This window comes from Pseudomonas sp. NFR09 (assembly GCF_900111535.1).
Taxonomy (GTDB): Bacteria; Pseudomonadota; Gammaproteobacteria; order Pseudomonadales; family Pseudomonadaceae; genus Aquipseudomonas; species Aquipseudomonas extremorientalis.
Genome location: NZ_FOIH01000017.1, coordinates 142,041 through 167,200, shown reverse-complemented (window position 1 = coordinate 167,200; position 25,160 = coordinate 142,041). Strand labels below are relative to the sequence as shown.

Below are 25,160 nucleotides of genomic sequence, written 5' to 3'. Positions count from 1 at the left end.
CAACAGAACGCGGTAACGCTGCGCAGTAAGAAGGTCGAGCTGATTTATCAGGAGGTCTGGGGGCTTTTGCTGGCTTACAACATTATTCGTCGGGAGGCCAGCCAGGCCGCTGTAGCATTCGGCCGCGCACCTTCAGATATACGGTTCAAGCCAGCCTGCCAGTACATAGCGGTACAGTTGATCGTGATGGCAGCAGCGAACCCGGTATCAGCAACAGGAAGGAGGCTAAGCGAGCTGAGGGGAGGAGTAGGAGGAATGTTTCTGGATCACCGCCCAAGGCCAGGAAGGCCAAGGACGGTGAAGATTTCCAAAACCCGGTACCCAGTGGACCGTAAGGCTGCTCCGCTTAAGTGAACAGCATTACGGCACATGACCGGGGTTTTGTTATTCAACGCTCACCTGCTACCGCAGGATCACTCCCACTCAATCGTCGCCGGCGGCTTGCTCGACACGTCATACGTCACGCGCGAAATGCCTTCGATCTCATTGATAATACGGCCACTGACGGTCTCCAGCAGTTCGTATGGCAGGTGCGCCCAACGGGCGGTCATGAAGTCGATGGTTTCCACCGCACGCAGGGCCACGACCCATGCGTAACGACGGCCGTCACCGACCACGCCAACCGATTTCACCGGCTGGAACACCACGAACGCCTGGCTGACTTTGTGGTACCAGTCGGCCTTGCGCAGTTCTTCGATAAAGATGTGGTCGGCGCGACGCAGCAGGTCGGCGTATTCCTTCTTCACTTCACCGAGGATCCGCACGCCCAGGCCCGGGCCCGGGAATGGGTGGCGGTAGACCATGTCGTACGGCAGGCCCAGTTCCAGGCCCAAGCGGCGGACTTCGTCCTTGAACAGTTCGCGCAGCGGTTCGACCAGCTTGAGGTTCATTTCCTCCGGCAGGCCACCCACGTTGTGGTGGGACTTGATCACGTGGGCCTTGCCGCTCTTGGCGCCGGCCGACTCGATCACGTCGGGGTAGATGGTGCCCTGGGCGAGGTACTTGATGTTGTCCAGTTTGCTGGACTGGGCATCGAACACGTCGATGAAGGTGCGACCGATGATCTTGCGCTTCTTCTCCGGGTCGGACTCGCCGGCCAGGTTGTTGAGGAACTGGTCCTCGGCGTTGGCGCGGATCACCTTGACGCCCATGTTCTCGGCGAACATGGCCATCACCTGCTCGCCTTCGTGCAGGCGCAGCAGGCCGTTGTCGACGAATACGCAAGTCAGCTGGTCGCCGATGGCTTTGTGCAGCAGGGCTGCGACCACGGAGGAGTCAACACCGCCGGACAGGCCGAGCAGGACGTTATCGGTGCCGACCTGGGCGCGAACCTGGGCGATGGCATCTTCAGCAATCTTGGACGGCGTCCACAGGGCCTCACACTCGCAGATGTCGAGGATGAAGCGCGACAGGATGCGGCCGCCTTGCTTGGTGTGGGTCACTTCCGGGTGGAACTGCACGCCGTAGTAGCGGCGCTCGTCGCTGAACATGCCGGCGATCGGGCAGCTCGGGGTGCTGGCCAGGATGTGAAAGTCCTGCGGCATTTTGGTGACCTTGTCACCATGGCTCATCCATACGTCGAGGCCGAACAGGCCGTCGGCGTCGACGTGGTCTTCGATGCCGTCCAGCAGGCGGCTCTTGCCGACCACGTCGACACGGGCATAACCGAATTCACGCAGCTCGGAACCTTCAACCTTGCCGCCCAGTTGCTCGGCCATGGTCTGCATGCCGTAGCAGATACCGAAGACCGGTACGCCCAGGTCGAATACCGCTTGCGGGCAACGCGGGCTGTTGGCTTCGTGCACGGACTCGGGGCCACCGGCGAGGATGACGCCTTTCGGTGCGAATTCGCGGATCGCTTCGTCGTCCATGTCGAACGGATGCAGTTCGCAGTACACGCCGATTTCGCGCACGCGGCGGGCGATCAGCTGGGTGTACTGGGAACCGAAATCGAGGATCAGGATGCGGTGGGCGTGAATGTCGAGGGCCATGAAGTCAGTCTCGTCTAATGAATCAGAAACAACTCGGGGCTGAAGAACAGCCCCGGTTACTTAACATTTTGCTGGAAGCCTCAACCTACGCGGTAGTTTGGCGCTTCCTTGGTGATCTGCACGTCGTGGACATGGGATTCAGCCATGCCGGCGCCGGTGATCCGTACGAACTCTGGCTTGGTGCGCATTTCTTCGATGTCGGCGCTGCCGGTGTAGCCCATCGAGGAACGCAGGCCGCCCATCAGTTGATGGATGATCGCGCTCAGGGTGCCTTTGTAAGGAACACGGCCCTCGATGCCTTCCGGGACGAGCTTCTCGGCGCCTGCCGAGGAGTCCTGGAAGTAACGGTCGGAAGAACCTTGCGCCTGGGACATGGCGCCCAGCGAACCCATGCCACGGTAAGCCTTGTAGGAACGACCCTGGAACAGTTCGATCTCGCCTGGCGCTTCTTCGGTACCGGCGAACATCGAGCCCATCATCACGCAGGAAGCACCGGCTACGATGGCCTTGGACAGGTCACCGGAGAAACGGATGCCGCCGTCGGCGATCAACGGAACGCCGGTGCCTTCAAGGGCTGCGGCGACGTTGGCGATGGCGCTGATTTGCGGCACGCCGACACCGGCGACGATACGGGTGGTGCAGATCGAGCCAGGGCCGATACCGACCTTGACCGCATCGGCGCCCGCTTCGGCCAGGGCCTTGGCGGCTGCGCCGGTGGCGATGTTTCCGCCGATCACCTGTACTTCAGGGAAGTTCTGCTTGACCCAGCGCACGCGGTCGATCACGCCTTTGGAGTGGCCGTGGGCGGTGTCGACCACCACCACGTCAACGCCGGCAGCGACCAGGGCCGAAACACGGTCGCCGGTGTCTTTACCGGTGCCGACCGCCGCGCCAACGCGCAGACGACCTTGATCGTCCTTGCTGGCCAGCGGGTAAGCCTTGGCTTTTTCGATGTCGTTGACGGTCATCATGCCTTTGAGGGCGAATTTGTCGTCGACGATCAGCACGCGCTCGATGCGGTGCTTGTGCAGCAGCTCGCGCACATCGTTCTTGTCGGCGCCTTCCTTGACAGTGACCAGACGCTCTTTGGGCGTCATCACTTCACGGACGGTGACTTCAAGACGGTTCTCGAAACGTACGTCACGGGAAGTGACGATACCGACCAGGTCGCCATCGTGCAGTACCGGAACGCCGGAGATGTTGTGCAGGCGGGTCAGGTCGAACAGGTCGCGCACGGTGGCGTCGGCTTCGATGGTGATCGGATCTTTCACCACGCCGGCTTCGTAACGCTTGACCTTGCGCACTTCGGCAGCTTGCTGCTCGATGGTCATGTTCTTGTGGATGATGCCGATGCCGCCTTCCTGAGCCATGGCGATGGCCAGACGGGCTTCGGTGACGGTGTCCATGGCAGCGGAAACCAGGGGAATATTCAGCTCGATGCCACGGGTTAGGCGGGTCTTGAGACTGACTTCGTTAGGAAGCACCTCGGAATAACCGGGCACTAGGAGAATGTCGTCGAATGTCAGAGCTTCTTGGCTGATACGCAGCATCGCGGGGGCTCCCGAGCGGGAAAATGGAAGCGCGCCATTATATACATGCACCCTGTCGGGCTCAATGTAAAACTCTGACAAACTTGGGAATACTGATAGAAGGGTTACAACTCGACTTTGACCCAACTCATCTTCTGGTCCAGCCAATCGGCGAATTCGTCGATAAAACTTTGCTTGAACCCTGCCTCCGCCCAGTTGTTGAAGATAAATCCCAGGTTGGAAAACCCGCACTCCTGCAGGAACAGGAACCCGTTGATGTCGTCTTCATACCCACACAGCGGGCAGGTGAAGTTGTCGGTGTGGCCGGGCATCCAGTCTTCCAGGCTTTCGAACAGCGCTTCGCCGACTTCCTTGCGGCATTGCGGGCAACCGGCTTCTTCGAGAAAGCCCTTGGCCGGCGTGTAGATGCAGCGCTTGTAGATGATCTCCAGGCCATTGATCGGCTCGTTGAACGGCAGTGCCTGCGGGTAAAGCACCACGGCGCGGGCGCCATCGGCCAGGGCGTAGCCCATGCGGTTGCCGGTGCGGCCACAGGTGGTCAGCTCTTCCTTGATGATGTTCTTGCGCACCAACCAGCGCACGATCGCCCGGGCGCGGGGTTCGTGGACGGGCAAGGTGGAGATTTTCGGGACAAGGATGCTTTGGGAATTCATGGGAGTCCTGCGGTGTGGCGTCTGGCGTCATCGGGAGCAAGCCCCCTCTCACATTTTGGGGCGGGTGAGGGCTTGCCCCCGAAGAGGCCGTGAAGGCAGGCAGCTTAATCCCTGAAAAAAACAGGTCAAGTACTCAAATACCGCCCGATCAATGCAATACCGCTGGCCAGCACCAACCACGTCACCAACCGCACAAACGCCTCACGCGACATACGCATCGTCAACCGGCGCCCACACCACAGCCCCATGGCCATCGCCGGCAACAGGCACAGCGCCAACATCAGCAGCGGCAGGTCCGCGTACACCCCGGCAATCAGGAACAGGCTCAAGCGCACCACCGTGCTGCAACTGATCAACGCACTCTGGGTGGCGCGCGCCGCGTCTTTGGGGAGACGGCTATTCAGATAGATCGCATAGAGAAAGCCGCCACTGCCAAACAACGCACCAAACAATCCGCCCACCGTGCCCATGGGTATTGACCACCTGGCAGCGAGCTGCGTCGGCCGCGCCTTCACCGCCAGGCTATAGATCGCATAGGCACTGATAAACAGGCCCATCAACAACAGCAAAAGGTCCGAATGCAGGTTGAGCAAAAACACCACGCCAAGTGTGCAGCCAATCGCCATGCACGGCAGCAAGCGCAGCAGCTCCGGCTTGTTCACATCGCGCCGCGACTGCAGCAGGTTGCCAAACGCCGCGACAAAATCCAGCAACACCAACAGCGGGATGATCTTCGACAACGGCATGAACAGGATCAGCAGCGGCCCCGCCACCAACGCGGTGCCAAATCCCGCGATACCGAACACGATATAGGCCACGACGATGCCCAGGCCGATCACCAGCCAATCCATCCCGCCAAACGACCACTGACTCATCAGCTCAACCGGGCTCATGGGGTATTCCTTGCAAGAGATGGCCATCACTTTAGCCATCGGTGAGGGATGCGACTAATATCTTCGAAACCCTCTACCTATCTCGAAAAGGCATGACGTGTGATATCCACCCGCCAACTGCGGTACTTCGTCGAAATCGCCGACAGCGGCAGCTTCAGTGCCGCCGCCGAGCGCCTGTTTGTGGCGCAGTCAGCCTTGAGCCGACAGATCAAGGAGCTGGAGACCCAGCTGAAAACCCCGTTGTTCGAGCGCACCGCACGTCAACCGCGCCTTACGGCCGCAGGTGAGGCCTTTTATCCGCGGGCCCGCAACCTGCTGAGTGAACTACTCAAGGCCAGCGAACTGGCGACCCAAGTGGGCAATGGCGAACTGGGCACGCTGCGCCTGAGCCATTCGAGCACTGTGCCGATGAGCGGCCCTTTGCTGCAGGGCATCAGCGCTTGGCTGGAACGCTGCCCTGGGGTGTCGATGGATATCGTCAAACTGTCCTCCGAAGCGCAGCTGGAAGAAATCGCCGACGGTCGCCTTGAGGTAGGCGTACTGCGCTTGCCGGTGCTGCGCCAGCGCGAGGGGGTTCGGGTGATACCTTTGTATAACGAGCAACTGTTGCTGGCCGTACCGCCCAACCATGCGTTAGCGCGTAGTCAGGCGCCCATCGAGCTAGGGCAATTGAAGGACGAAGCGTTTATTTCAATACCCCACCCCCAGCGCGGCGGCTTGAGCTATCTGTCAGCCGAGTTGTGCATGCGTGCCGGATTTTTCCCCAAGGCCGCGCGAGTGATGTCGCGCAAGACCACCCAGCTGCAACTGATCCAGGCAGGCTTTGGTATTGCCTTGTTACCAAAATCCATGCAGGACATCGCCCCCGCCAACGTGCACTTTTTGCCCCTGGCCGACCCGGACTGCCTCAGCACCGTGGCCCTGGCCTGCGCACAGGCGCCGAGCACGCTGGTGGAGCAATTCTGCCAAACCTTGCACGAATGCCTATAAACTGCCGCCCATGATTAAAGATCCTTTTGCCCGTCTGGGCCTGGACCGCGAAGTCCTGACTGTCAGCCAGCTCAACGGCCGTGCGCGGGTGTTGCTGGAAGACGTGTTCACCAATATCTGGGTCGAAGGCGAGATCTCCAACCTCGCCCGCCCGGCTTCCGGTCATGTGTATTTCACCCTCAAGGACAGCGGCGCACAGGTGCGTTGCGCGTTGTTTCGCAACAACGCTGCAAGGGTGCGCCAGGCGCTGAAGGATGGCCTGGCGGTGAAAGTGCGCGGCAAGGTCTCGCTGTTCGAGGGACGGGGCGACTACCAACTGATCCTCGATACCGTGGAGCCGGCCGGTGATGGGGCGTTGCGCCTGGCATTCGATGCGCTGAAGGAAAAGCTCAGCGCCGAAGGCCTGTTCAGTGCCGAACGCAAGGTGCCGCTGCCAACGCATCCTCGACGCATCGGCATTATCAGCTCGCCGACCGGCGCGGTGATCCGCGACATCATCAGTGTGTTCCGCCGCCGTGCGCCCAACATTGAACTGACCCTGATCCCCACCGCCGTGCAAGGCCGCGAAGCGATCCCGCAGATTGTGCGCGCGTTGAAACTCGCGGATGCCCGTGGCTTCGATGCGCTGATCCTGGCCCGTGGCGGCGGCTCGCTGGAAGACCTCTGGTGCTTCAACGAGGAAGCCGTGGCCCGTGCGGTGGACGCCTGCGTCACACCGATCGTCAGCGCCGTCGGGCATGAGACCGATGTGTCGATCAGCGACTTCGTGGCCGACGTGCGCGCTCCTACACCCTCCGCCGCAGCCGAACTGCTCGCGCCAGACGCCAGCCACCTGGTGCGCCAGGTCGAAAACCTGCACCGCCGCCTGGTGCTGCTGATGCGCAATCGCCTGAGCCACGACCGCCTGCGCCTGGAAGGCATGGCCCGGCGCCTGCGTCACCCCGGCGAACGCCTGCGCCAGCAAGCCCAACGCCTGGACGACCTGGACATGCGCCTGCGCCGCGCCTTCGAGCGCAGCCTCAATACCCGCCGTGAACGCCTGATCCGCCTGGAAACGCGCCTTGCCGGCCAGCACCCGGGTCGCCAACTGGCACTGCTGCGCCAGCGCCTGGACAGCCTCGCCGAACGCCTGCCCCGCGCCATGCGCGAAGGCCTCAAGGCGCGGCGCCTGCAACTGCAAAGCCAGATGCAGACGCTGCATGTGGTCAGCCCGTTGGCGACCCTGGGCCGTGGCTACAGCATCCTGCTGGACGAGCGCGGACAGGCCATTCGCAATGCCGCGCAGACCCACACCGGCCAGCGCCTGACCGCGCGCCTCGGTGAGGGCCAATTGCAGGTGCGGGTGGAAGACAACCACCTGACACCCGTCACCCTTTCGTTATTGGATTGATCGATGCCACGTCTCTTCAGTGTGTTGATGCTGCTGTGCCTTGCCTTTAACGCGCAGGCCGACAGCTACATTTCCCGCACCCTCAATAAGCCCGTGCCTGGCGGGGTTGCCGTGGTCGAACTCGGTCCTTCCGCTGCCGCGCCCAAAGCCACGTACCAGGGCAAGCCTGTATTGGTGGTGAAAGAAGCGGACACCTGGCTGGCGATTGTCGGTATTCCGTTGACGGTCAAGCCGGGCAATGAGCGCATCAGCAGCGGCGGGCGCAACCTGCCGTTTATCGTCGGCTACAAAAAGTACCCGGAACAGCGCATCACCCTGAAAAACAAAAGCCAGGTAAACCCTGACCCTGCGCAGCTCAAGCGCATCGAAGGCGAATTGGCAGTGCAGCTCAAGGCCTACCGCAGTTTCAGCCCTAACCTGCCGAGCAACCTGGTGCTGGACAAACCGGTGAACGGGCCGCTGTCGAGCAAGTTTGGCGTGCGGCGGTTCTTCAACGGTGAAGAGCGCAACCCCCATTCTGGCCTGGACTTTGCCGTGCCGGCCGGTACGCCGATCAAAACGCCGGCCAATGGCAAAGTGATTCTGGTGGGCAACTACTTCTTCAACGGCAACACCGTGTTCGTCGACCATGGCCAAGGCTTTATCAGCATGTTCTGCCACATGTCGAAGATCGACGTGAAAGTGGGCGATCAGCTCACACGCGGCGCAGTGGTGGGCAAGGTCGGCTCGACTGGTCGGGCGACCGGGCCGCACATGCATTGGAACGTCAGCCTGAATGATGCGCGGGTTGATCCGGCGATCTTTATCGGCGCGTTCCAACCCTGAAAGGCTCGATTGCGCGCTCGACAACGGGCGCGCAATTAAATCCAGCCGCCAGACCATCTTCAGGCATTAAATCTCGTTTCACAGGTCAATAACAGAAGTTCTCTCAATTTTTAGCGACTGCTTGCCATCTTTCACCCCGGCAGTTAGGGTTGAGCCTATGAAAACCTCTCACACCCTCATTCAGCTCCGCCAGCACCGCAGCCTGTGCCTCGTCAGCGCACGACTGCCAGGCTGAATCGATCTGCCTCGTCTTTACGTTTTATCCCTAAAAACAGTTCTACGGCAGGCCGCCTTTTCTCGGCCCCTACAACAAAGGATTTCCCGATGAGCATGCTCAAAGACCCGTCTTCGAAGTACCGCGCGTTCCCGACCATCGATATCCCGGACCGCACCTGGCCATCGAAGACCATCACCGAAGCGCCGATCTGGTGCAGCTCCGACCTGCGTGATGGCAATCAGTCGCTGATCGAGCCGATGGACGCAGTGAAAAAGCTGCGTTTCTGGAAGACCCTGGTCGCCGTCGGCGTGAAAGAAATCGAAGCCTCGTTCCCCGCTGCCTCGCAAACCGACTTCGACTTCGTGCGCACCCTGATCGAAGACGGCCACATCCCCGAGGACACCACCATCCAGGTGCTGACCCAGGGCCGTGAAGACTTGATCGCACGCACCTTCGAATCCCTGCGCGGCGCCAAGAAGGCCATCGTGCACCTGTACAACGCCACGTCGCCGTCCTTCCGCCGCATTGTGTTCAACCAGGACAAGGAAGGCATCAAGGCCATCGCGGTCAACGCGGCCAAGCTGTTCGTCAAATACGCCGCCCAGCAGCCGGAAACCCAGTGGACCTTCGAATACTCCCCGGAGACTTTCAGTGCCACCGAGCTGGAATTCGCCAAGGAAGTCTGTGACGCGGTGATCGAGGTGTGGAACCCGACGCCTGAGCACAAGATGATCCTCAACCTGCCGGCCACCGTGGAGTGCGCCACGCCGAACATCTATGCCGACCAGATCGAGTGGTTCGGTCGCCATATCAACCGTCGGGACAGCGTGATCATCAGCCTGCACACCCACAACGACCGCGGCACCGGCGTAGCGGCCACCGAGTTGGGCCTGATGGCCGGCGCCGACCGTGTCGAAGGCTGCCTGTTCGGCAACGGCGAGCGTACCGGCAACGTCGACCTGGTCACCGTGGCACTGAACATGTACACCCAGGGCCTCGACCCGCAGCTGGACTTCTCCGACATCGACGGCGTGCGCAAAGTCGTCGAGGAGTGCAACCAGATTCAGGTTCACCCACGTCACCCGTACGTCGGCGACCTGGTGCACACCGCGTTCTCCGGCTCTCACCAGGACGCGATCCGCAAGGGCTTCGCCCAGCAGAAAGACGATGCGCTGTGGGAAGTGCCGTACCTGCCGATCGACCCGGCCGACATCGGTCGCAGCTACGAGGCTGTGATTCGCGTGAACAGCCAGTCGGGCAAAGGTGGCATCGCCTACCTGCTGGAACAGGAATACGACATCAGCTTGCCACGTCGCATGCAGATCGAATTCAGCCAAGTGGTACAGGCCGAAACCGACCGCGTGGGCCTTGAGATGACTGCACCGCAGATCTACGCCTTGCTGCAGCGCGAATACCTGCAAGCCAACACCCCGTATGCGCTGGTCAGCCATCGCCTGCAGGAAGAAAACGGCAACAGCTTTGTCGAGGTGGAAGTCTCGGGCAAGGGCCAGGGCGAAACCAACCTGCACTGGAAAGGCAAAGGCAACGGCGCCCTGGAAGCGTTGGTGGCCGGCTTGCCGATTGGCGTGGAGATCATGGACTACAACGAACATGCGATCGGTGCGGGCACCAACGCCAAGGCGGCGGCCTACATCGAACTGCGTGTGAACGGTGAGCGTCCGGTACATGGCGTGGGCATTGATGAAAACATCACCACGGCCAGTTTCAAGGCGCTGTTCAGCGCGCTGAACCGTTCGTTGAGCCAGTTGGCAGCGAAGGCGGCGTAAGCAGTCTGCTTGAATGCGAAAGGCCCCTGGATACGAGTCCAGGGGCCTTTTTTTGGTTTTTTGTGGTCTGTGAGGGCCTCATCGGGGGCAAGCCCCCTCCCACACTTTAATTTGTGAATACATTCAAAATGTGGGAGGGGGCTTGCCCCCGATAGCGGTCTGTCAGACAAACTGGAAAGTATCGGCATCCAGGTTCGCCGGAAACCGCGTGCGGTACGCCGCCAGCTCTGCTGCATCCAGATTGACCTGGAACACCCCATCCGCCTCCCCCGCACTCAGCAGGGTCTCGCCCTGGAAATCCAACACCTGGCTGTCCCCGGTGTAGGCAAAGCCCTTCCCATCCGTGCCCACCCGATTCACCGCCGCCACATAGCACAGGTTTTCAATCGCCCGCGCCGGCAGCAGTCGGTTCCAGTGCGAGCGCCGCGCCCCCGGCCAGTTGGCGGTGTACAGCAGCAGGTCGGTGTCCTGGGCATCACGGCTCCACACCGGGAAACGCAGGTCGTAGCAAATCAACGGGCGAATACGCCAACCTTTCACTTCGAACTGCACCTGGCGCTCACCGGGGGTGTAGTGGTTGTGCTCGCCGGCCATGCGGAACAGGTGGCGCTTGTCGTAATGCAACACCTCGCCATCCGGCCGTGCCCACAGCAGGCGGTTGCGGTGGCTGCCGTCGGCAGCCTGGATGATCACGCTACCGGTGATGACGGCGTTGTACTTCGCGGCCTGGGCCTGTAGCCAACGGTGGGTCGGGCCGTTCTCGGGTTCGGCGAGGGTCGCGGATTCCATGGAGAAACCGGTGGTGAACATCTCCGGTAATACGATCAGGTCGGCACCTTGCGCCTGTTCCAACAATAACTCGAAGTGCTCAAGGTTCGCCTGGCGGTCGTGCCAGGCCAGGCTGGTCTGGATCAGGGCGATGTTCAGGTTCGGCAGTGCACTCAGATCACGCATAGTTTTTCAGCCGCTTGTTGCAGCGTTTCCTCGCGTTTGGCAAAGCACAGGCGCACCAGGCGCTGGCCTTGGGGTGGGGTCTGGTAGAACACCGAGACCGGAATCGTCGCCACGCCATGCTCGCGGGTCATCCACAGTGACATGGCGACGTCATCCAGGTCCGGGCGGATCTGTGAGTAATCCACCAGTTGGAAGTAGGTGCCGGTCACTGGGGTAAAGCTGAAGCGCGATGGCGCCAGCAGGTCGCAGAACAGATCGCGCTTGGCCTGATAGAACGCCGGCAACTCGTCGACATGCTCCGGGTGTTCTGCCATGAAATCGGCCAATGCGTACTGCAGCGGGGTTACACCACAGAAATTGACGTATTGATGCACCTTGCGCAGTTCTGCGGTGAGGGCCGGCGGCGCGACGACGTAGCCGGTTTTCCAACCGGTGACGTGGTAAGTCTTGCCGAAGGAACTGACCACGAACGCACGCTGATACAGCTCATCGTGGGCCAGCACACTGACGTGGGGCACACCGTCAAATACCAGGTGCTCGTAGACTTCATCGCTGACCAGGTAGATGTCACGGTCGCGGATCAGTTCGGTCAACTGGTCCAGTTCGGCGCGGCTGATCAGCGCGCCGGTCGGGTTGTGTGGGGAATTGAGGACGATCATGCGCGTACGCGGTGACAGCGCCGCCTTGATCTTCTCGAAGTCCAGCGCGAAGCCATCCAGGCTCAGTTGCACGTGCACGCAACGGCCGCCGGCCAGCTCCACCGAAGGCTCGTAGCTGTCGTAGCTGGGGTCGAACACGATGACTTCATCACCCTGGCGAATCACCGCCTGGATCGCACAGAAGATCGCCTCGGTAGCACCAGGGGTAATGGTCACTTCAGTGTCCGCATTGACCGTGGCGCCATAGCTATGGGCGATCTTGGCGGCTACCTGCTGGCGCAGCACCGGCAGGCCGGTCATGGGCGCGTATTGGTTGTGCCCGAGAGCGATATGCTTGCCCACCGCATCGAGCAGACCCTGGGGGCCATTGAAGTCCGGAAAGCCCTGGGACAGGTTCAGCGCACCGGTTTCGGCAGCGAGTTGCGACATGGTGGTGAAAATGGTCGTGCCGACATTCGGCAGCTTGCTGGTGATCATGGGAGCCCCCTTCGGGTGAGCTGCAAGTTTTAAGCTGCAAGCCGCAAGCAGGTCAAGGGGCAAACCACCAGGCACAAAAAAGGGCTCCAAAGGAGCCCTCTCTTGCAGCTGACAACTTGAAGCTACCGTTACTTCTTATCGCGACGCTTCTTGTCGGCCTTCTTGTGGTGAGTCATCAAGCGACGCTTCTTGTTCACCTGACGGTCAGTCAGTGTGTTCTTGTTGCCTTCGTATGGGTTCTCGCCACCCTTGAACTCGATACGGATCGGCGTACCGACCAGTTTCAAGACACGGCGGTAGGTGTTTTCCAGGTAACGCACATAGGACTTCGGCACCTTCTCGATCTGGTTACCGTGAATCACGATAATCGGCGGGTTGGCACCACCCAAGTGGGCGTAACGCAGTTTGATCCGGCGATTGTTGACCATCGGCGGCGCGTGCTCGCCAACCGCATCTTCCAGGATCTGGGTGAGGCGGTTGGTCGGCCAGCGGGTCACTGCGGACTTGAACGAGTTCTGCACGGAAGCGTACAGGTTGCCCACGCCGGTGCCGTGCAGTGCCGAGATGAAGTGGATGTCGGCGAACTCGACGAAGAACAGGCGACGTTGCAGCTCGACCTTGACGAAGTCGCGCTCGCTCGGCGTCATGCCGTCCCACTTGTTGATCGCGATCACCAGGGCACGACCGGCCTCCAGGGCAAAGCCCAGGAGGTTGAGGTCGTGGTCCACCACACCCTCGCGGGCGTCCATCACGAAGATCACCACGTTGGCGTCTTTGATCGCCTGCAGGGTTTTGACCACCGAGAACTTTTCGACTTCCTCGTGGATCTTGCCGCGCTTGCGCACACCGGCGGTATCGATCAGCGTGTACTTTTCCTCGTTACGTTCGAACGGGATGTAGATGCTGTCGCGGGTGGTGCCGGGCTGGTCATAGACGATGACCCGGTCTTCACCGAGCATGCGGTTGACCAGGGTCGACTTGCCGACGTTGGGACGACCGATGATAGCGATCTTGATACCGTCTTTTTCGCTCGGGCCAGGAATGCGCTTGGCTTCCTCACCTTCGGCAACGATTTCCTCTTCGCCCTCTTCCTCCTCGACGTCATCCTTGGGGAAATCGCGCAGGGCAATTTCCAGCATCTGGGTGATACCACGACCGTGGGCACCTGCGACCGGGATCGCATCGCCCAGGCCCATCGGGCTGAATTCGGCACGGGCAGCTTCAGGATCGATGTTGTCGATCTTGTTCGCGACCAGATAGGAACGCTTGTTGCGCTTGCGCAGGTGCTCGCCAATCATCTGGTCGGCAGCGGTGTAGCCCGCACGGGCGTCCACCAGGAACAACACGACATCGGCTTCTTCAATGGCCAGCAGCGACTGCTCGGCCATCTTTTCGTCCATGCCATGCTCGTCACCGGAGATACCACCGGTGTCGACGATAATATAGGAGCGCCCTTGCCACTTTGCCTCACCGTATTGGCGATCACGGGTCAGACCGGACAAGTCGCCGACGATGGCGTCGCGAGTCCTGGTCAGGCGGTTGAACAAGGTGGACTTGCCGACGTTAGGTCGGCCCACCAGGGCGATTACGGGAACCATGCGGCTCTCCACTTCGTTATTTCAGAAAATACAAAAGCCGCTGCAGGGCAGCGGCTGGTGCTCGGGGCAGCATAATCAAATGCCGCATGCCCCGCCTGAGCGGGGCCGCCTGGGTATTACCCCAAGCATAGTTCTTACTTGATGGTCAGGGCTTCCAGCTTGCCGCTGTTGCCATACACATAAAGCATGTTACCCACCACCAGCGGACGCGCACGCAGGCCGTCGCTGTCGATACGCTCACGACCGACGAAACGACCGTCCACCTGGCTCAACAGGTGCAGGTAGCCTTCGAAGTCGCCGACCGCGACATAACTGGAGAACACTTCCGGTGCCGACAACTGGCGGCGCGCCAGGGAATCGTTGCTCCACAGTGCCGTGGTGGAACGCTCGTCGACACTTTCAACGGTGCCGGACGCCAGGCTGACGTAGACGCTGCCAAACCCTTGGGCGACACCGGCGTAGCTGGAAGCATCACGCTGCCAGTTGACGCGGCCGCTCTGCAGGTCCAGTGCCGCAACACGGCCCTGGTAAGTGGCGACGTAGAGGGTTTCACCCGACAGCAGCAGGCCGCCATCGATGTCCACCACGCGGTCCAGTTCGGAACGACCTTGCGGGATGGCCACACGGGTTTCCCAGGCCGGCACGCCGTTCTGGGTATCCAGGGCGACCACTTTACCGGTCGACAGGCCTGCAACGGCCAGATTGTTGGTCACAATCGGACCACTGGTACCACGCAACGTCAGCACCGCCGGGGTGCTGTCGTACAACCAACGCTGTTCGCCGGTGCTGGCGTCAAGGCCGATCACACGGTCATCCTGGGTTTGCACCACGACGATATCGCCGTTGGTGGCAGGCGGTGCGAGCACTTCACTGGTCACGCGAGCGCGCCATTTCTCTTCACCGGTGCTGGAATCCAACGCCACGACTTCGCCCTTGAGCGTGCCGAGCAAGACCATGCCGTAACCTACGCCTACGGCGCCGGATACCGGAATTTCGAGGTCTTTCTTCCACTTCACGTCGCCGTTCATGCGATCCATGGAAATGACGACGCCGGTCACGTCGGCGGCGACGATATTTTCACCGTCGATAGCCGGTACCAGCATGTTGTAGGTTTCACCCTGGCCGTCACCGATGGAGCGGCTCCACTGCTTTTGCAGGACCACTTCTTCCTTGAAGCTGGTCAGCTCCGCAGGCGGCAGTTCTTTTTTACTGTTGCTGCTGCAACCCGCGGCCAGAATGGCCAGAGCCAGCAATGCTGCATGTTTCCAACGGATCACGTCACGCATCCCCTTTGGCCAAGTCGTCCAGCTTGATTTGTAAGCCACCGACCGCCGCTTCATCAGACAGCGCCGCCTTGGCTTTCTTGTACGCAGCATTGGCTTCGTCGGTACGACCCAATTGGACCAACAGGTCGCCCTTGAGCTCTTCGCGAGTGGCTACAAATGCCTTGTCAGCATCGCCGTCGAGCAGTTTGAGTGCTTCGTCAGCCTTGTTCTGTGCCGCCAGTACCTGGGCCAGGCGCTGACGTGCGATTTCACCCAGGGTCGGGTTGGTCGGCTTGTCGGCGATGGCCTTCAACTCAGCGGCGGCGTCGTCCAGCTTGCCGGTGTCGACCGCGACCTTCGCGACGAACAGGCTGCCGTATTGGGCGTAGGTGCTACCGCCGAATTCGTTCTTCAGCTTACCGGCCAGGTCTGCAACCTGCGCAGGGTCGGGCTTGCCGTCCGGCGTCAGGGTGGTTTCCAGCAATTGCTGATAGAGGATCGAGGCGCCTTGGGACTGGTTGGCCTGATACTTGGTCCAGGCCTGCCAGCCGAACACCACCACTAAAGCCAGCAGACCGCCAGTAACCAGGGGCTTGCCGTTGCGCTGCCACCAGTCCTTGAACTCGGCCAGTTGCTCATCATCAGTACTCGACACCCCAATACTCCTTAATCGCTAAATTCGGCTGTTCGACAGCTTCAACCCTGCACGACGCAGGTGGCCAAGTGCGCAGCGAGCGCATCAAAGGCAATGTTCTGTTGCTCACCCTGGCCACGCAGGGGTTTGAAACCTATCACTTGCTGGGCCAGTTCGTCTTCGCCGAGGATCAGTGCATACAGCGCACCGCTCTTGTCGGCCTTCTTGAACTGGCTCTTGAAGCTGCCGGCGCCGGCGTTGACCTGCAGGCGCAGGTTCGGCAGTTGATCGCGTACTTGTTCGCTCAGGGCCAGGGCAGCCAGTTCAGCGGCCTCGCCAAAGGCGCACAGGTACACATCCACCTGGCGGGAGATCTCTTCCGGGACCTGCTCCAGGGTTTCCAGCAGCAGGATCAGCCGCTCGATGCCCATGGCAAAACCCACGCCGGTGGTCGGCTTGCCGCCCATCTGCTCGACCAGGCCGTCGTAGCGGCCACCGGCACACACGGTGCCCTGGGCGCCAAGCTTGTCGGTGACCCACTCGAAGACCGTCTTGCTGTAGTAATCGAGGCCACGCACCAACTTTGGATTGATGACGTAAGGAATACCGGCTGCCTCCAGGCGAGCCTTGAGGCCCTCGAAGTGGATGCGGGATTCGTCGTCCAGGTAATCGGCCATTTTCGGCGCGTTGACCAGCACGGCCTGGGTGTCGGCGTTCTTGGTATCAAGGACGCGCAACGGGTTGGTTTTCAGGCGGCGCTGGCTGTCTTCGTCCAACTTGTCCAGGTGGGCGGACAGGTACTCGACCAGGGCCACGCGATAGCGGCCCCGGGACTCGCTGGTGCCCAGGCTGTTGAGCTCAAGCTTGACCGCGTCGCGGATGCCCAGCAGGCCCCACAGGCGCCAGGTCAGCACGATCAGCTCGGCGTCGATGTCCGGACCGTCGAGGTTGAACACCTCCAGGCCGATCTGGTGGAACTGGCGATAGCGACCTTTCTGCGGGCGCTCGTGGCGGAACATCGGGCCGATGTACCACAGCTTCTGTGGCTGGCCGCCACCGGTGAGACCATGTTCGAGTACGGCGCGCACGCACGCGGCAGTGCCTTCCGGACGCAGGGTCAGGGAGTCGCCGTTGCGGTCCTCAAAGGTGTACATCTCTTTTTCGACGATGTCGGTCACTTCACCGATGGAGCGCTTGAACAGCTCGGTGAACTCGACGATCGGCATGCGGATCTGCTTGTAACCGTAGTTATCCAGCAGGCGCGCAACAGTGCCCTCGAAGTAGCGCCACAGCGGCGTCTGCTCCGGAAGGATGTCGTTCATGCCACGAATGGCTTGCAGAGACTTGCTCACATCAAATCCTTAAATTCGTTCTTAGCCGCGCGCGATCAGCGCTGCGTCAGCCGCGACCTTTTCGGCCGCTTTCTCGCGGATCAGTCTTTCGAGATCATCCACCAGATTGTCATTCGTCAACTTATGCGACGGTTTGCCGTCGATGTAGATCAGGTTCGGTGAGCCGCCGGTCAGGCCGATGTGCGCCTCTTTGGCTTCACCCGGACCGTTGACCACGCATCCGATCACCGCAACATCCAGCGGCACCAGCAGGTCTTCGAGGCGTCCTTCCAGTTCGTTCATGGTTTTCACCACGTCGAAGTTCTGCCGCGAGCAGCTCGGGCAGGCAATGAAGTTGATGCCTCGGGAACGCAAACGCAGGGATTTGAGAATGTCGTAACCGACTTTCACTTCCTCTACGGGGTCTGCCGCCAGGGAGATGCGGATAGTATCGCCAATCCCTTCGGCGAGCAGCATACCGAGACCCACCGCAGATTTCACTGTGCCTGAGCGTAAACCGCCGGCTTCAGTGATACCCAGGTGCAACGGCTGCACGATCTCCTTGGCCAGCAGGCGGTAGGCTTCTACCGCCATGAACACGTCGGAGGCCTTTACGCTGACCTTGTAGTCCTGGAAATTCAGGCGCTCAAGGTGTTCGACGTGGCGCAGCGCGGATTCAACCAGCGCGGCCGGGGTCGGCTCGCCGTATTTCTTTTGCAGGTCTTTTTCCAGGGAACCGGCGTTGACGCCGATGCGGATCGGAATGCCTCGATCGCGAGCAGCATCCACCACCGCACGCACACGGGCTTCGCTGCCGATGTTGCCCGGGTTGATACGCAGGCAGTCCACGCCCAGCTCGGCCACGCGCAAGGCGATCTTGTGGTCGAAGTGGATGTCGGCAACCAAAGGCACCTTGACCTGTTGCTTGATGCGACCGAAGGCCTCGGCAGCGTCCATGTCCGGCACGGAAACGCGCACGATGTCCACGCCAGCGGCTTCCAGGCGGTTGATCTGGGCAACGGTGGCGGCCACGTCATTGGTGTCGCTGTTGGTCATGCTCTGTACGGCGATGGGGGCGTCGCCACCCACCGGCACCGAGCCGACCCAGATTTTGCGCGATACGCGACGTTTGATTGGAGATTCGCCGTGCATGACTATTGTCCCAACTTCAGGCGAGCGGTCTCGCCGGTGGTGAACGGCGCTACGTCCACAGGCTGGCCGTTGTAGGCCACTTGCGCGCCACGGGCAAAGCCCAGACGCAGCGTCAAAGGAGGCTTGCCGCCCTGGTCGAGCGTATCTCCCTTACGCTTCAGACCGCTAAACAGCACTTTGCCATTGCCGTCGGTGACTTGCGTCCAGCAGTCGGCGACGAAGGTAATCTGTACGCGGCCATCACCGGCGATCAACGCTGGGGTGGTAGGTGGCGAAATCGCTGCCGGGGCGGTCTGGGCCTGAGTCGCTGGCGCCTGTACAGGAGCGGCCGGGGTGTGGGCCGGAGCTGCAGGCGTCGCGGGAGCCGGTGCGACAGCGGTCGAGGCAGGCGGGGTTTCCGGTGCAGGCTGCTCAGTGGCAAGCGGCGCTTCAGGCGTGGTCTGGCCTTCTGCTACAGCCTGGTCTTCCGGCTCGTCCAGCGGATGAATCTGGGTGGTGCCGTCGGCGCTTTCGACTTCGACGTGCTCCATGGCGTTGCTGGTCAGGTCCTTGGTGCGCTGGGAGGTCTGGTCTTGCCACCAGACAAAACCGCCACCAATGACAGCGATCAGCAGCAGCAGGCTGACAATTCGCAAAATCGTGTGGGAAACCCGCACCGGCTCTTCGATGCGACCCAAGCCATGCACATTGCTGCCCTGGGAGTCGGTGCCGGTGAACTGGTCGAATTCCTGGACCAAAACTGCCTGGTCGATCCCCAGCAGCTTGGCGTAGGCACGGATATAGCCGCGGGCGAAGGTATGCCCAGGCAGCTTATCGAACGCGCCAGCTTCCAGGTTGCCCAGGGATGTAGTGGTCAAATTGAGCTTGAGGGCCACTTCCGCCAGCGACCAACCATTGCTTTCGCGGGCCTGACGCAAGGTGTCGCCTGGGTTTACGCGATTAGCTGCTACAACTTCCGGGTGCGCCGCTTTCATCATTGCTCCGACAGGTATTGCTGATATTCCGGCGTACCGGGATAGAGTCGTTCGAGTTGTTGGCCAAAACGTGCGGCCTTGTCGCGTTCTTCATGAACCGTCGCCAGTCGCACACCGAGCAATAGACTACGTGCATTTTGCCCGCTGAGCAGGCTAAAACGTTCGTAATAGTCACGTGCCGGCACATAATGCCTGTCATCAAAGGATATCTCAGCCATTTCGAGCAATGCCCGAGGCTGACGACCGTTCAAATGCAGGGCTTTTTCCAGTTGCCGGCGAGCATTGTCGCGCTGGCCGAGGCGGATCGAGGTAACCCCAAGGTTCTCGAACACCCGCGAACGCTCAGGATAGAGGGTATCGGCGCTGGCTTGCTGGAAATAAAGGGCGGCCTGCTCATAACGTTCCTGCGCAAACAGGAAACTGCCGTAGTTGTTCAGCAGCCGCGGATCGGCAGGGCGTGCGGCCAGGGCCTTGTGGAAATAGCGGTCAGCCAGTTCAGGCTCGGCCTGGGCCTGGAACACCAGGGCCAGTGCGGCATTGGCATCGGCGTCGTGGCTGTCCAGCTCAAGGGCCTTCTTCAACGGCACCTTGGCCTGCTCGCTCATGCCTTGTTGCAGGTAACCCAAGCCCAGTTGCACATAGGCAACTCGCGCCTCATCACGGCCTTTACCGGTTTGCAAAGGGCTGTCATGGCCCGATGAAACACAACCGGCCGCAAGACCGGTAAAAAGTAAAAGCAGCGCAAGGCGCAAGGGCATAGAGTTCCTCTCTCAGATTCGATTCACAGCGATCAGCGGCAAATCGTCGGCGGCGTTCACTTCGCGTCCGGCGATATAGCGCTCGCTGCGGCGGGTGCGGTCCATCACCTGCCCGACCAATTGGCCACAGGCGGCGTCGATGTCTTCACCACGGGTGGTGCGGACGGTGACGTTGTAGCCGGCCTGGTGCAGTTGATCCTGGAAACGACGGATGGCGTTGTTGCTCGGCCGCTCGTAGCCAGAATGTGGAAACGGGTTGAACGGAATCAGGTTGATCTTGCACGGGGTGTCCTTGAGCAACTCGATCATCTCGACCGCGTGCTCAACCTTGTCATTGATGTCCTTGAGCAAGGTGTACTCGATGGTCAGCACGCGCTTTTCGCCCAGGGACGACATATAGCGCTGGCAAGATTCGAGCAGCATCTTAAGCGGATACTTCTTGTTGATTGGCACCAATTGGTTACGCAATGCGTCATTGGGTGCGTGCAGCGACAACGCCAGGGAGACGTCGATGTGCTTGGACAGCTCATCGATCATCGGCACCACGCCGGAGGTGGACAGGGTTACACGGCGCTTGGAGATGCCGTAGCCCAGGTCGTCCATCATCAGGTGCATGGCCGAAACCACGTTGTCGAAGTTCAGCAGCGGCTCACCCATGCCCATCATCACCACGTTGGTGATGGCACGGTCGACGGTCGCCGGGACGCTGCCAAAGGATTTGTTGGCAATCCACACCTGGCCGATCACTTCGGCGGCGGTGAGGTTGCTATTGAAGCCTTGCTTGCCGGTGGAGCAGAAACTGCAGTCCAGGGCACAGCCTGCCTGGGACGAAACGCACAAGGTGCCGCGTTTGCCCTGGGGAATGTACACGGTCTCGACACAGCTGCCGGACGCAACGCGCACCACCCATTTACGGGTGCCGTCGCTGGAGATGTCCTCGCTGACCACTTCCGGACCACGTACCTCGGCAATGGCCTTGAGCTTGTCGCGCAGGGCCTTGCTGACGTTCGTCATGGCGTCGAAATCATCGACGCCAAAGTGGTGAATCCATTTCATTACCTGACCGGCACGGAAACGCTTCTCCCCGATTGAGTCGAAGAATTTCTCCATTTCCGGCTGGGTCAGCCCCAGCAGGTTGGTTTTTACAGTCGATGTCGTCATGGATTCACCCTCACTCTTTAAGCCGATGCTTAGCGAGCGGTTACTTCAGTAGCGGCGAAGAAGTACGAGATTTCGCGAGCAGCAGCGGCTTCGGAGTCCGAACCGTGTACAGCGTTGGCGTCGATGGACTCGGCGAAGTCAGCACGGATGGTGCCGGCAGCGGCTTCTTTAGGGTTGGTAGCGCCCATCAGCTCACGGTTCAGAGCGATAGCGTTTTCGCCTTCCAGAACCTGAACAACAACAGGACCGGAGATCATGAAGGCAACCAGGTCGCCGAAGAAGCCACGAGCGCTGTGCTCAGCGTAGAAGCCTTCAGCTTCAGCCTTGGACAGTTGCTTGAGTTTCGAAGCTACAACCTTCAGGCCGGCTTTTTCGAAACGAGTGGTGATCTCGCCGATGACGTTTTTTGCAACAGCGTCAGGCTTGATGATGGAGAAAGTACGTTGAACAGCCATGGTGTAACTCCAGAAACGGTAATTTACGAAAAATTAAACCCGCGAATTATACGCGGGTTATTGGGTATTGCCTAACTGCGTAAGGGAGGCGTCAGTCCTGTTCTTCTTTCCAGGCAGTCTGGATAGCCTCCAGGACCTTCTCACCACCGCGATCACGCTCATCTTCGAACCCTGGCAGCGCCATGACCATGTCACGCAAAGCTACAAAGTTCAGGGAGTAAGGATCCAGATCCGGGTTGGCGTCGGCCAACAGGATAGCGATCTCTTGCACATCAACCCATTTAAGACTCATGACACTTCCTTGAATCAATGCGGCGCTTCGGCTGCATGGTTGAGGGAATATTTCGGGATTTCGACGGTGATGTCTTCCGTACCGACCTTTGCCTGACAGCTTAGGCGAGAAGTCGCTTCCAGGCCCCAGGCACGGTCAAGAAAGTCTTCTTCCAGCTCGTCTGCTTCTTCCAGGGAATTGAAACCCTCGCGGATGATGCAGTGACAGGTGGTGCAGGCGCAGACACCGCCGCAGGCACTTTCGATCTCGATGTGGTTGTCATGGGCAACTTCGAGGATGGACTTGCCGGTCTCAGCCTCCACGACCATACCGTCCGGGCAATGCTCGGCGTGTGGCAGAAAAATGACCTGCGGCATTGATTATTCCTCGATTTCATTCAGGTTGCGCCCGGCCAGTGCGGCTTTCACCGTCTGATCCATGCGGCGGGCGGCAAAGGCATCTGTCACTTGCGACAGGCGCTTGGTCTGTTGCTCGATGGCGTAGCCATCGTTGCCTTTCATCAGCTCGGCCAGTTCCTGCATCTGCAGGTCAATGACCATGCGCTCTTCGGCATCCAGCAGGCGCTCGCCGTCGGCATCAAGGGCACCCTGCACCGCTTCGAGCAGGCGCTGGGCATCCACTTGTTGCTCGCGCAGCACGCGAGCGACCTTGTCGTCACCGGCATACTGGAACGAGTCCTTGAGCATCTTGGCGATTTCTCCGTCGGTCAGGCCGTAGGACGGCTTGACCTGGATGCTGGCTTCAACGCCCGAACCCAACTCACGCGCAGCGACGTTGAGCAGGCCGTCGGCGTCGACCTGGAAGGTCACGCGAATCTTTGCCGCGCCAGCCACCATCGCCGGAATGCCGCGCAATTCGAAGCGCGCCAGGGAGCGGCAGTCACTGATCAACTCGCGCTCGCCTTGCAGCACATGGATCATCATGGCCGTCTGGCCATCTTTGTAAGTGGTGAAATCCTGGGCACGGGCGACGGGGATGGTGGTGTTGCGTGGTATCACCTTCTCCATCAGCCCCCCCATGGTTTCCAGCCCCAAGGACAGCGGGATCACGTCGAGCAGCAGCAGTTCGCCACCATCGCGCTTGTTACCGGCCAGGGTGTCTGCCTGGATCGCGGCGCCGATGGCGACCACCTGGTCCGGATCGATTTCAGTCAGCGGCTGGCGGCCAAAGGCTTCGGCGACGGCTTCACGCACGCGTGGTACGCGGGTGGAACCACCGACCATGACCACTGCACCCACGTCCTCCAGTTCGATACCGGAATCACGTACGGCACGGCGGCAGGCTTTCAGGCTGCGGGCGACCATAGGCTCGATCAGCGCATCGAAGGCTTCGCGGGTCAGCTGAGCTGACCAAGTGCCGTAGGAAACTTCAACGCTTGCCGCATTGGTCAGCGCTTCCTTGGCCGCGCAAGCGGTCTGCAGCAGGTTGCGCTGCGCGCCCGGGTCCAGGTCGGCAGACAAGCCGGCGCTGGCGATGATCCAACCCGCAATGGCGTGGTCGAAGTCGTCGCCGCCCAGGGCGCTGTCGCCACCAGTGGCCAGCACTTCGAAGACGCCGCCGGTCAGGCGCAAAATCGATATATCAAAGGTGCCACCGCCCAGGTCGTAAATGGCAACCAGGCCTTCGGCATGCTGGTCCAGGCCATAGGCCACCGCTGCAGCGGTCGGCTCATTGAGCAGGCGCAGCACGTTCAGGCCGGCAAGTTTGGCCGCATCCTTGGTAGCTTGGCGCTGGGCATCATCGAAATAAGCGGGAACGGTGATCACCGCGCCGACCAGTTCGCCGCCCAGGGTCTTTTCCGCGCGCTGACGCAGTACCTTGAGGATATCGGCCGAGACTTCCACAGGGCTTTTCGGGCCTTGGACGGTGTCGATGAACGGCATATGGGATTCGCCACCGACAAAGCGGTACGGCAACTGGTCGCCCAATTGCTTGACGTCGGACAGACCACGACCCATCAAGCGCTTGACCGACAGCACGGTATTCAAAGGGTCGGAAGACGCCGCCAGCTTGGCCGACTCACCCACTTCGGTACGATCAACGTGATAGCGCACGGCAGAGGGCAGGATCACCTGGCCATCAGCGTCCGGCAGCGGCTCGGACAGGCCGCTGCGCAAGGCAGCAACCAGGGAATTGGTGGTGCCCAGGTCAATCCCGACCGCCAGGCGACGCTGGTGCGGTTGAGGGCTTTGGCCGGGTTCGGCGATTTGCAGTAGGGCCATGGTAATCAGGTCTTATCTGTCTATCAGGCGTGCATCACGGGCAGCACACGGGGTTAATCGTCGAGGCGCTCTTCTAGCTGGCGCACTTCGTAGGTGAGCTTGTCGAGGAACTGCATGCGCCGCATCAGGCGTTCGGCCTGCTCACGTTGCGCTGCATCATCCCAACAGGCTGCGAAGCTTTCGTTGAGCTCATCCTGGGCGGTTTTCAGACGACGCTTGAAGACTGCAACACCAGCCAGATCGGCCTCGTCCTGCAAGTCTTCGAGTTCTTCGCGCCACTGCATCTGCTGCATCAGGAAGTCCGGATCATGCACGGTCACTTCCAGCGGCAACTCGCCACCGTTCATCGCGAGCAGGTAGCGCGCGCGTTTCGGGGGGCTTTTGAGCGTCTGATAGGCTTCGTTGAGGCTGGCCGATTGCTCCAGCGCCAGGCGCTGCTCACGCTCGGAAGCGTCAGCGAAGCGGTCCGGGTGCACGCCACGCGCCAGTTCTCGGTAGCGCGTGGCAAGCTGCTCAAGGTCAAGCCGAAAGCTCGGCTGCAGCTCGAATAAAGCGAAATGACAAGGAGTACCCACGAATAGCCTCAGATGTTGAAGCTTTCGCCGCAGCCACATTCACCGCGTACGTTGGGGTTGTTGAACTTGAAGCCTTCGTTCAACCCTTCCTTGACGAAATCGAGTTCGGTGCCGTCCAGGTAGGTCAGGCTCTTGGGGTCGATAATCACTTTCTCGCCGTGACTTTCGAACACCTGGTCTTCCGCAACCACCTCGTCGACAAACTCCAGCACGTAGGCAAGGCCGGAACAGCCCGTGGTGCGAACACCCAGACGAATCCCCTCACCTTTACCGCGCCCATTCAGGGAGCGGCGAATGTGCTGCGCAGCCGCTTCTGTCATGCTGATAGCCATCGTTGACTCCTTACTCGTCGCCAAA

24 protein-coding genes and 1 pseudogene are annotated in these 25,160 nt (G+C 60.6%); 5 read left to right on the top strand and 20 right to left on the bottom strand.

What is annotated here, in order from left to right; genetic code table 11:
- A pseudogene (locus BMX59_RS29365) lies at window positions 1–354 on the top strand (IS4 family transposase); the annotation flags it as partial.
- A 59-nt stretch (window positions 355–413) separates the two neighbouring features.
- On the opposite strand, the gene guaA reads toward BMX59_RS29365, so the two are convergent.
- The 4 genes from guaA to BMX59_RS29345 all read right to left on the bottom strand — a co-directional run bounded on the left by guaA (window position 414) and on the right by BMX59_RS29345 (window position 5,087).
- Complete coding sequence (gene guaA / locus BMX59_RS29360; RefSeq protein WP_092249186.1) at window positions 414–1,991, bottom strand: glutamine-hydrolyzing GMP synthase; 1,578 nt, start codon at window positions 1,989–1,991, stop codon at window positions 414–416.
- Between the two features lie 80 nt (window positions 1,992–2,071).
- Window positions 2,072–3,541, bottom strand: coding sequence for an IMP dehydrogenase (gene guaB, locus BMX59_RS29355; protein WP_010207937.1), 1,470 nt, complete (start codon window positions 3,539–3,541; stop codon window positions 2,072–2,074).
- A gap of 104 nt (window positions 3,542–3,645) precedes the next feature.
- The gene (locus BMX59_RS29350; RefSeq protein WP_093128416.1) at window positions 3,646–4,194 is read right to left on the bottom strand and encodes a sugar ABC transporter ATPase; all 549 of its coding nucleotides are present in this window, start codon (window positions 4,192–4,194) and stop codon (window positions 3,646–3,648) included.
- A gap of 125 nt (window positions 4,195–4,319) precedes the next feature.
- Entirely contained in the window at window positions 4,320–5,087 is a 768-nt protein-coding gene (locus BMX59_RS29345) for a sulfite exporter TauE/SafE family protein (protein WP_093128414.1), read from the bottom strand.
- A 99-nt stretch (window positions 5,088–5,186) separates the two neighbouring features.
- Between BMX59_RS29345 and BMX59_RS29340 the strand changes: the two genes are divergently transcribed.
- The 4 genes from BMX59_RS29340 (at window position 5,187) to leuA (ending at window position 10,296) form a co-directional block, all read left to right on the top strand.
- Window positions 5,187–6,077: a LysR family transcriptional regulator gene (locus tag BMX59_RS29340; protein ID WP_093128412.1), complete on the top strand. Its 891-nt coding sequence runs from the start codon at window positions 5,187–5,189 to the stop codon at window positions 6,075–6,077.
- Window positions 6,078–6,087: 10 nt separating this feature from the next.
- A complete protein-coding gene (gene xseA / locus BMX59_RS29335; protein ID WP_093128410.1) occupies window positions 6,088–7,467 on the top strand; it encodes an exodeoxyribonuclease VII large subunit in 1,380 nt (459 codons plus the stop codon).
- Window positions 7,468–7,470: 3 nt separating this feature from the next.
- Complete coding sequence (locus BMX59_RS29330; RefSeq protein ID WP_071489255.1) at window positions 7,471–8,292, top strand: M23 family metallopeptidase; 822 nt, start codon at window positions 7,471–7,473, stop codon at window positions 8,290–8,292.
- Window positions 8,293–8,616: 324 nt separating this feature from the next.
- The gene (gene leuA / locus BMX59_RS29320; protein ID WP_071489254.1) at window positions 8,617–10,296 is read left to right on the top strand and encodes a 2-isopropylmalate synthase; all 1,680 of its coding nucleotides are present in this window, start codon (window positions 8,617–8,619) and stop codon (window positions 10,294–10,296) included.
- A 162-nt stretch (window positions 10,297–10,458) separates the two neighbouring features.
- Here leuA and BMX59_RS29315 read toward each other — a convergent pair whose 3' ends face one another.
- The 16 genes from BMX59_RS29315 to iscA all read right to left on the bottom strand — a co-directional run bounded on the left by BMX59_RS29315 (window position 10,459) and on the right by iscA (window position 25,135).
- A complete protein-coding gene (locus BMX59_RS29315) occupies window positions 10,459–11,250 on the bottom strand; it encodes an amidohydrolase (protein ID WP_092249200.1) in 792 nt (263 codons plus the stop codon).
- Entirely contained in the window at window positions 11,238–12,386 is a 1,149-nt protein-coding gene (locus BMX59_RS29310) for a pyridoxal phosphate-dependent aminotransferase (RefSeq protein WP_093128408.1), read from the bottom strand. The genes BMX59_RS29315 and BMX59_RS29310 overlap by 13 nt, the downstream gene beginning before the upstream one ends.
- 128 nt (window positions 12,387–12,514) lie before the next feature.
- A complete protein-coding gene (der, locus tag BMX59_RS29305; RefSeq protein ID WP_058423368.1) occupies window positions 12,515–13,984 on the bottom strand; it encodes a ribosome biogenesis GTPase Der in 1,470 nt (489 codons plus the stop codon).
- Between the two features lie 134 nt (window positions 13,985–14,118).
- On the bottom strand, window positions 14,119–15,270 hold the full coding sequence (bamB, locus tag BMX59_RS29300) for an outer membrane protein assembly factor BamB (RefSeq protein WP_071489252.1): 1,152 nt from the start codon (window positions 15,268–15,270) through the stop codon (window positions 14,119–14,121).
- The gene (locus tag BMX59_RS29295) at window positions 15,263–15,904 is read right to left on the bottom strand and encodes a YfgM family protein (protein ID WP_032890712.1); all 642 of its coding nucleotides are present in this window, start codon (window positions 15,902–15,904) and stop codon (window positions 15,263–15,265) included. The genes bamB and BMX59_RS29295 overlap by 8 nt, the downstream gene beginning before the upstream one ends.
- 41 nt (window positions 15,905–15,945) lie before the next feature.
- Window positions 15,946–17,235, bottom strand: a complete 1,290-nt coding sequence (gene hisS / locus BMX59_RS29290) for a histidine--tRNA ligase (protein WP_092249206.1) — start codon at window positions 17,233–17,235, stop codon at window positions 15,946–15,948.
- Between the two features lie 21 nt (window positions 17,236–17,256).
- Entirely contained in the window at window positions 17,257–18,366 is a 1,110-nt protein-coding gene (gene ispG, locus BMX59_RS29285) for a flavodoxin-dependent (E)-4-hydroxy-3-methylbut-2-enyl-diphosphate synthase (RefSeq protein WP_071489250.1), read from the bottom strand.
- 2 nt (window positions 18,367–18,368) lie between these two features.
- On the bottom strand, window positions 18,369–19,340 hold the full coding sequence (locus BMX59_RS29280) for a RodZ domain-containing protein (protein ID WP_093128406.1): 972 nt from the start codon (window positions 19,338–19,340) through the stop codon (window positions 18,369–18,371).
- Window positions 19,340–20,098, bottom strand: coding sequence for a type IV pilus biogenesis/stability protein PilW (gene pilW, locus BMX59_RS29275; protein ID WP_093128403.1), 759 nt, complete (start codon window positions 20,096–20,098; stop codon window positions 19,340–19,342). The genes BMX59_RS29280 and pilW overlap by 1 nt, the downstream gene beginning before the upstream one ends.
- Window positions 20,099–20,110: 12 nt before the next feature.
- Window positions 20,111–21,259 carry a dual-specificity RNA methyltransferase RlmN gene (gene rlmN / locus BMX59_RS29270; RefSeq protein ID WP_071489247.1) on the bottom strand — a complete coding sequence of 383 codons (1,149 nt, stop codon included), beginning with the start codon at window positions 21,257–21,259 and terminating at the stop codon, window positions 20,111–20,113.
- Window positions 21,260–21,288: 29 nt separating this feature from the next.
- On the bottom strand, window positions 21,289–21,714 hold the full coding sequence (ndk, locus tag BMX59_RS29265) for a nucleoside-diphosphate kinase (protein WP_003175956.1): 426 nt from the start codon (window positions 21,712–21,714) through the stop codon (window positions 21,289–21,291).
- Between the two features lie 91 nt (window positions 21,715–21,805).
- Window positions 21,806–22,006: a Fe-S cluster assembly protein IscX gene (iscX, locus tag BMX59_RS29260; RefSeq protein ID WP_016977667.1), complete on the bottom strand. Its 201-nt coding sequence runs from the start codon at window positions 22,004–22,006 to the stop codon at window positions 21,806–21,808.
- Window positions 22,007–22,020: 14 nt separating this feature from the next.
- The gene (gene fdx, locus BMX59_RS29255; protein ID WP_003175958.1) at window positions 22,021–22,362 is read right to left on the bottom strand and encodes an ISC system 2Fe-2S type ferredoxin; all 342 of its coding nucleotides are present in this window, start codon (window positions 22,360–22,362) and stop codon (window positions 22,021–22,023) included.
- Window positions 22,363–22,365: 3 nt separating this feature from the next.
- Window positions 22,366–24,228 (bottom strand): Fe-S protein assembly chaperone HscA, encoded by a 1,863-nt coding sequence (gene hscA / locus BMX59_RS29250; protein ID WP_092249218.1) that lies wholly within the window; start codon window positions 24,226–24,228, stop codon window positions 22,366–22,368.
- Between the two features lie 53 nt (window positions 24,229–24,281).
- Window positions 24,282–24,803 (bottom strand): co-chaperone HscB, encoded by a 522-nt coding sequence (gene hscB, locus BMX59_RS29245; RefSeq protein WP_028617850.1) that lies wholly within the window; start codon window positions 24,801–24,803, stop codon window positions 24,282–24,284.
- Window positions 24,804–24,811: 8 nt separating this feature from the next.
- On the bottom strand, window positions 24,812–25,135 hold the full coding sequence (gene iscA / locus BMX59_RS29240; RefSeq protein ID WP_003175963.1) for an iron-sulfur cluster assembly protein IscA: 324 nt from the start codon (window positions 25,133–25,135) through the stop codon (window positions 24,812–24,814).
- Window positions 25,136–25,160: the final 25 nt, after the last annotated feature.

Excerpts from the sequence above, each read along its gene's own strand:
- iscA (WP_003175963.1), bottom strand. The coding sequence starts at position 25,135 with ATGGCTATCAGCATGACAGAAGCGGCTGCGCAGCACATTCGCCGCTCC.
- hscA (WP_092249218.1), bottom strand. The coding sequence starts at position 24,228 with ATGGCCCTACTGCAAATCGCCGAACCCGGCCAAAGCCCTCAACCGCAC.
- fdx (WP_003175958.1), bottom strand. The coding sequence starts at position 22,362 with ATGCCGCAGGTCATTTTTCTGCCACACGCCGAGCATTGCCCGGACGGT.
- iscX (WP_016977667.1), bottom strand. The coding sequence starts at position 22,006 with ATGAGTCTTAAATGGGTTGATGTGCAAGAGATCGCTATCCTGTTGGCC.
- guaA (WP_092249186.1), bottom strand. The coding sequence starts at position 1,991 with ATGGCCCTCGACATTCACGCCCACCGCATCCTGATCCTCGATTTCGGT.
- leuA (WP_071489254.1), top strand. The coding sequence starts at position 8,617 with ATGAGCATGCTCAAAGACCCGTCTTCGAAGTACCGCGCGTTCCCGACC.
- xseA (WP_093128410.1), top strand. The coding sequence starts at position 6,088 with ATGATTAAAGATCCTTTTGCCCGTCTGGGCCTGGACCGCGAAGTCCTG.
- rlmN (WP_071489247.1), bottom strand. The coding sequence starts at position 21,259 with ATGACGACATCGACTGTAAAAACCAACCTGCTGGGGCTGACCCAGCCG.
- ndk (WP_003175956.1), bottom strand. The coding sequence starts at position 21,714 with ATGGCTGTTCAACGTACTTTCTCCATCATCAAGCCTGACGCTGTTGCA.
- bamB (WP_071489252.1), bottom strand. The coding sequence starts at position 15,270 with ATGCGTGACGTGATCCGTTGGAAACATGCAGCATTGCTGGCTCTGGCC.
- ispG (WP_071489250.1), bottom strand. The coding sequence starts at position 18,366 with ATGCACGGCGAATCTCCAATCAAACGTCGCGTATCGCGCAAAATCTGG.
- BMX59_RS29350 (WP_093128416.1), bottom strand. The coding sequence starts at position 4,194 with ATGAATTCCCAAAGCATCCTTGTCCCGAAAATCTCCACCTTGCCCGTC.
- BMX59_RS29310 (WP_093128408.1), bottom strand. The coding sequence starts at position 12,386 with ATGATCACCAGCAAGCTGCCGAATGTCGGCACGACCATTTTCACCACC.
- der (WP_058423368.1), bottom strand. The coding sequence starts at position 13,984 with ATGGTTCCCGTAATCGCCCTGGTGGGCCGACCTAACGTCGGCAAGTCC.
- BMX59_RS29280 (WP_093128406.1), bottom strand. The coding sequence starts at position 19,340 with ATGAAAGCGGCGCACCCGGAAGTTGTAGCAGCTAATCGCGTAAACCCA.
- guaB (WP_010207937.1), bottom strand. The coding sequence starts at position 3,541 with ATGCTGCGTATCAGCCAAGAAGCTCTGACATTCGACGACATTCTCCTA.
- BMX59_RS29315 (WP_092249200.1), bottom strand. The coding sequence starts at position 11,250 with ATGCGTGATCTGAGTGCACTGCCGAACCTGAACATCGCCCTGATCCAG.
- BMX59_RS29330 (WP_071489255.1), top strand. The coding sequence starts at position 7,471 with ATGCCACGTCTCTTCAGTGTGTTGATGCTGCTGTGCCTTGCCTTTAAC.
- BMX59_RS29345 (WP_093128414.1), bottom strand. The coding sequence starts at position 5,087 with ATGAGCCCGGTTGAGCTGATGAGTCAGTGGTCGTTTGGCGGGATGGAT.
- pilW (WP_093128403.1), bottom strand. The coding sequence starts at position 20,098 with ATGCCCTTGCGCCTTGCGCTGCTTTTACTTTTTACCGGTCTTGCGGCC.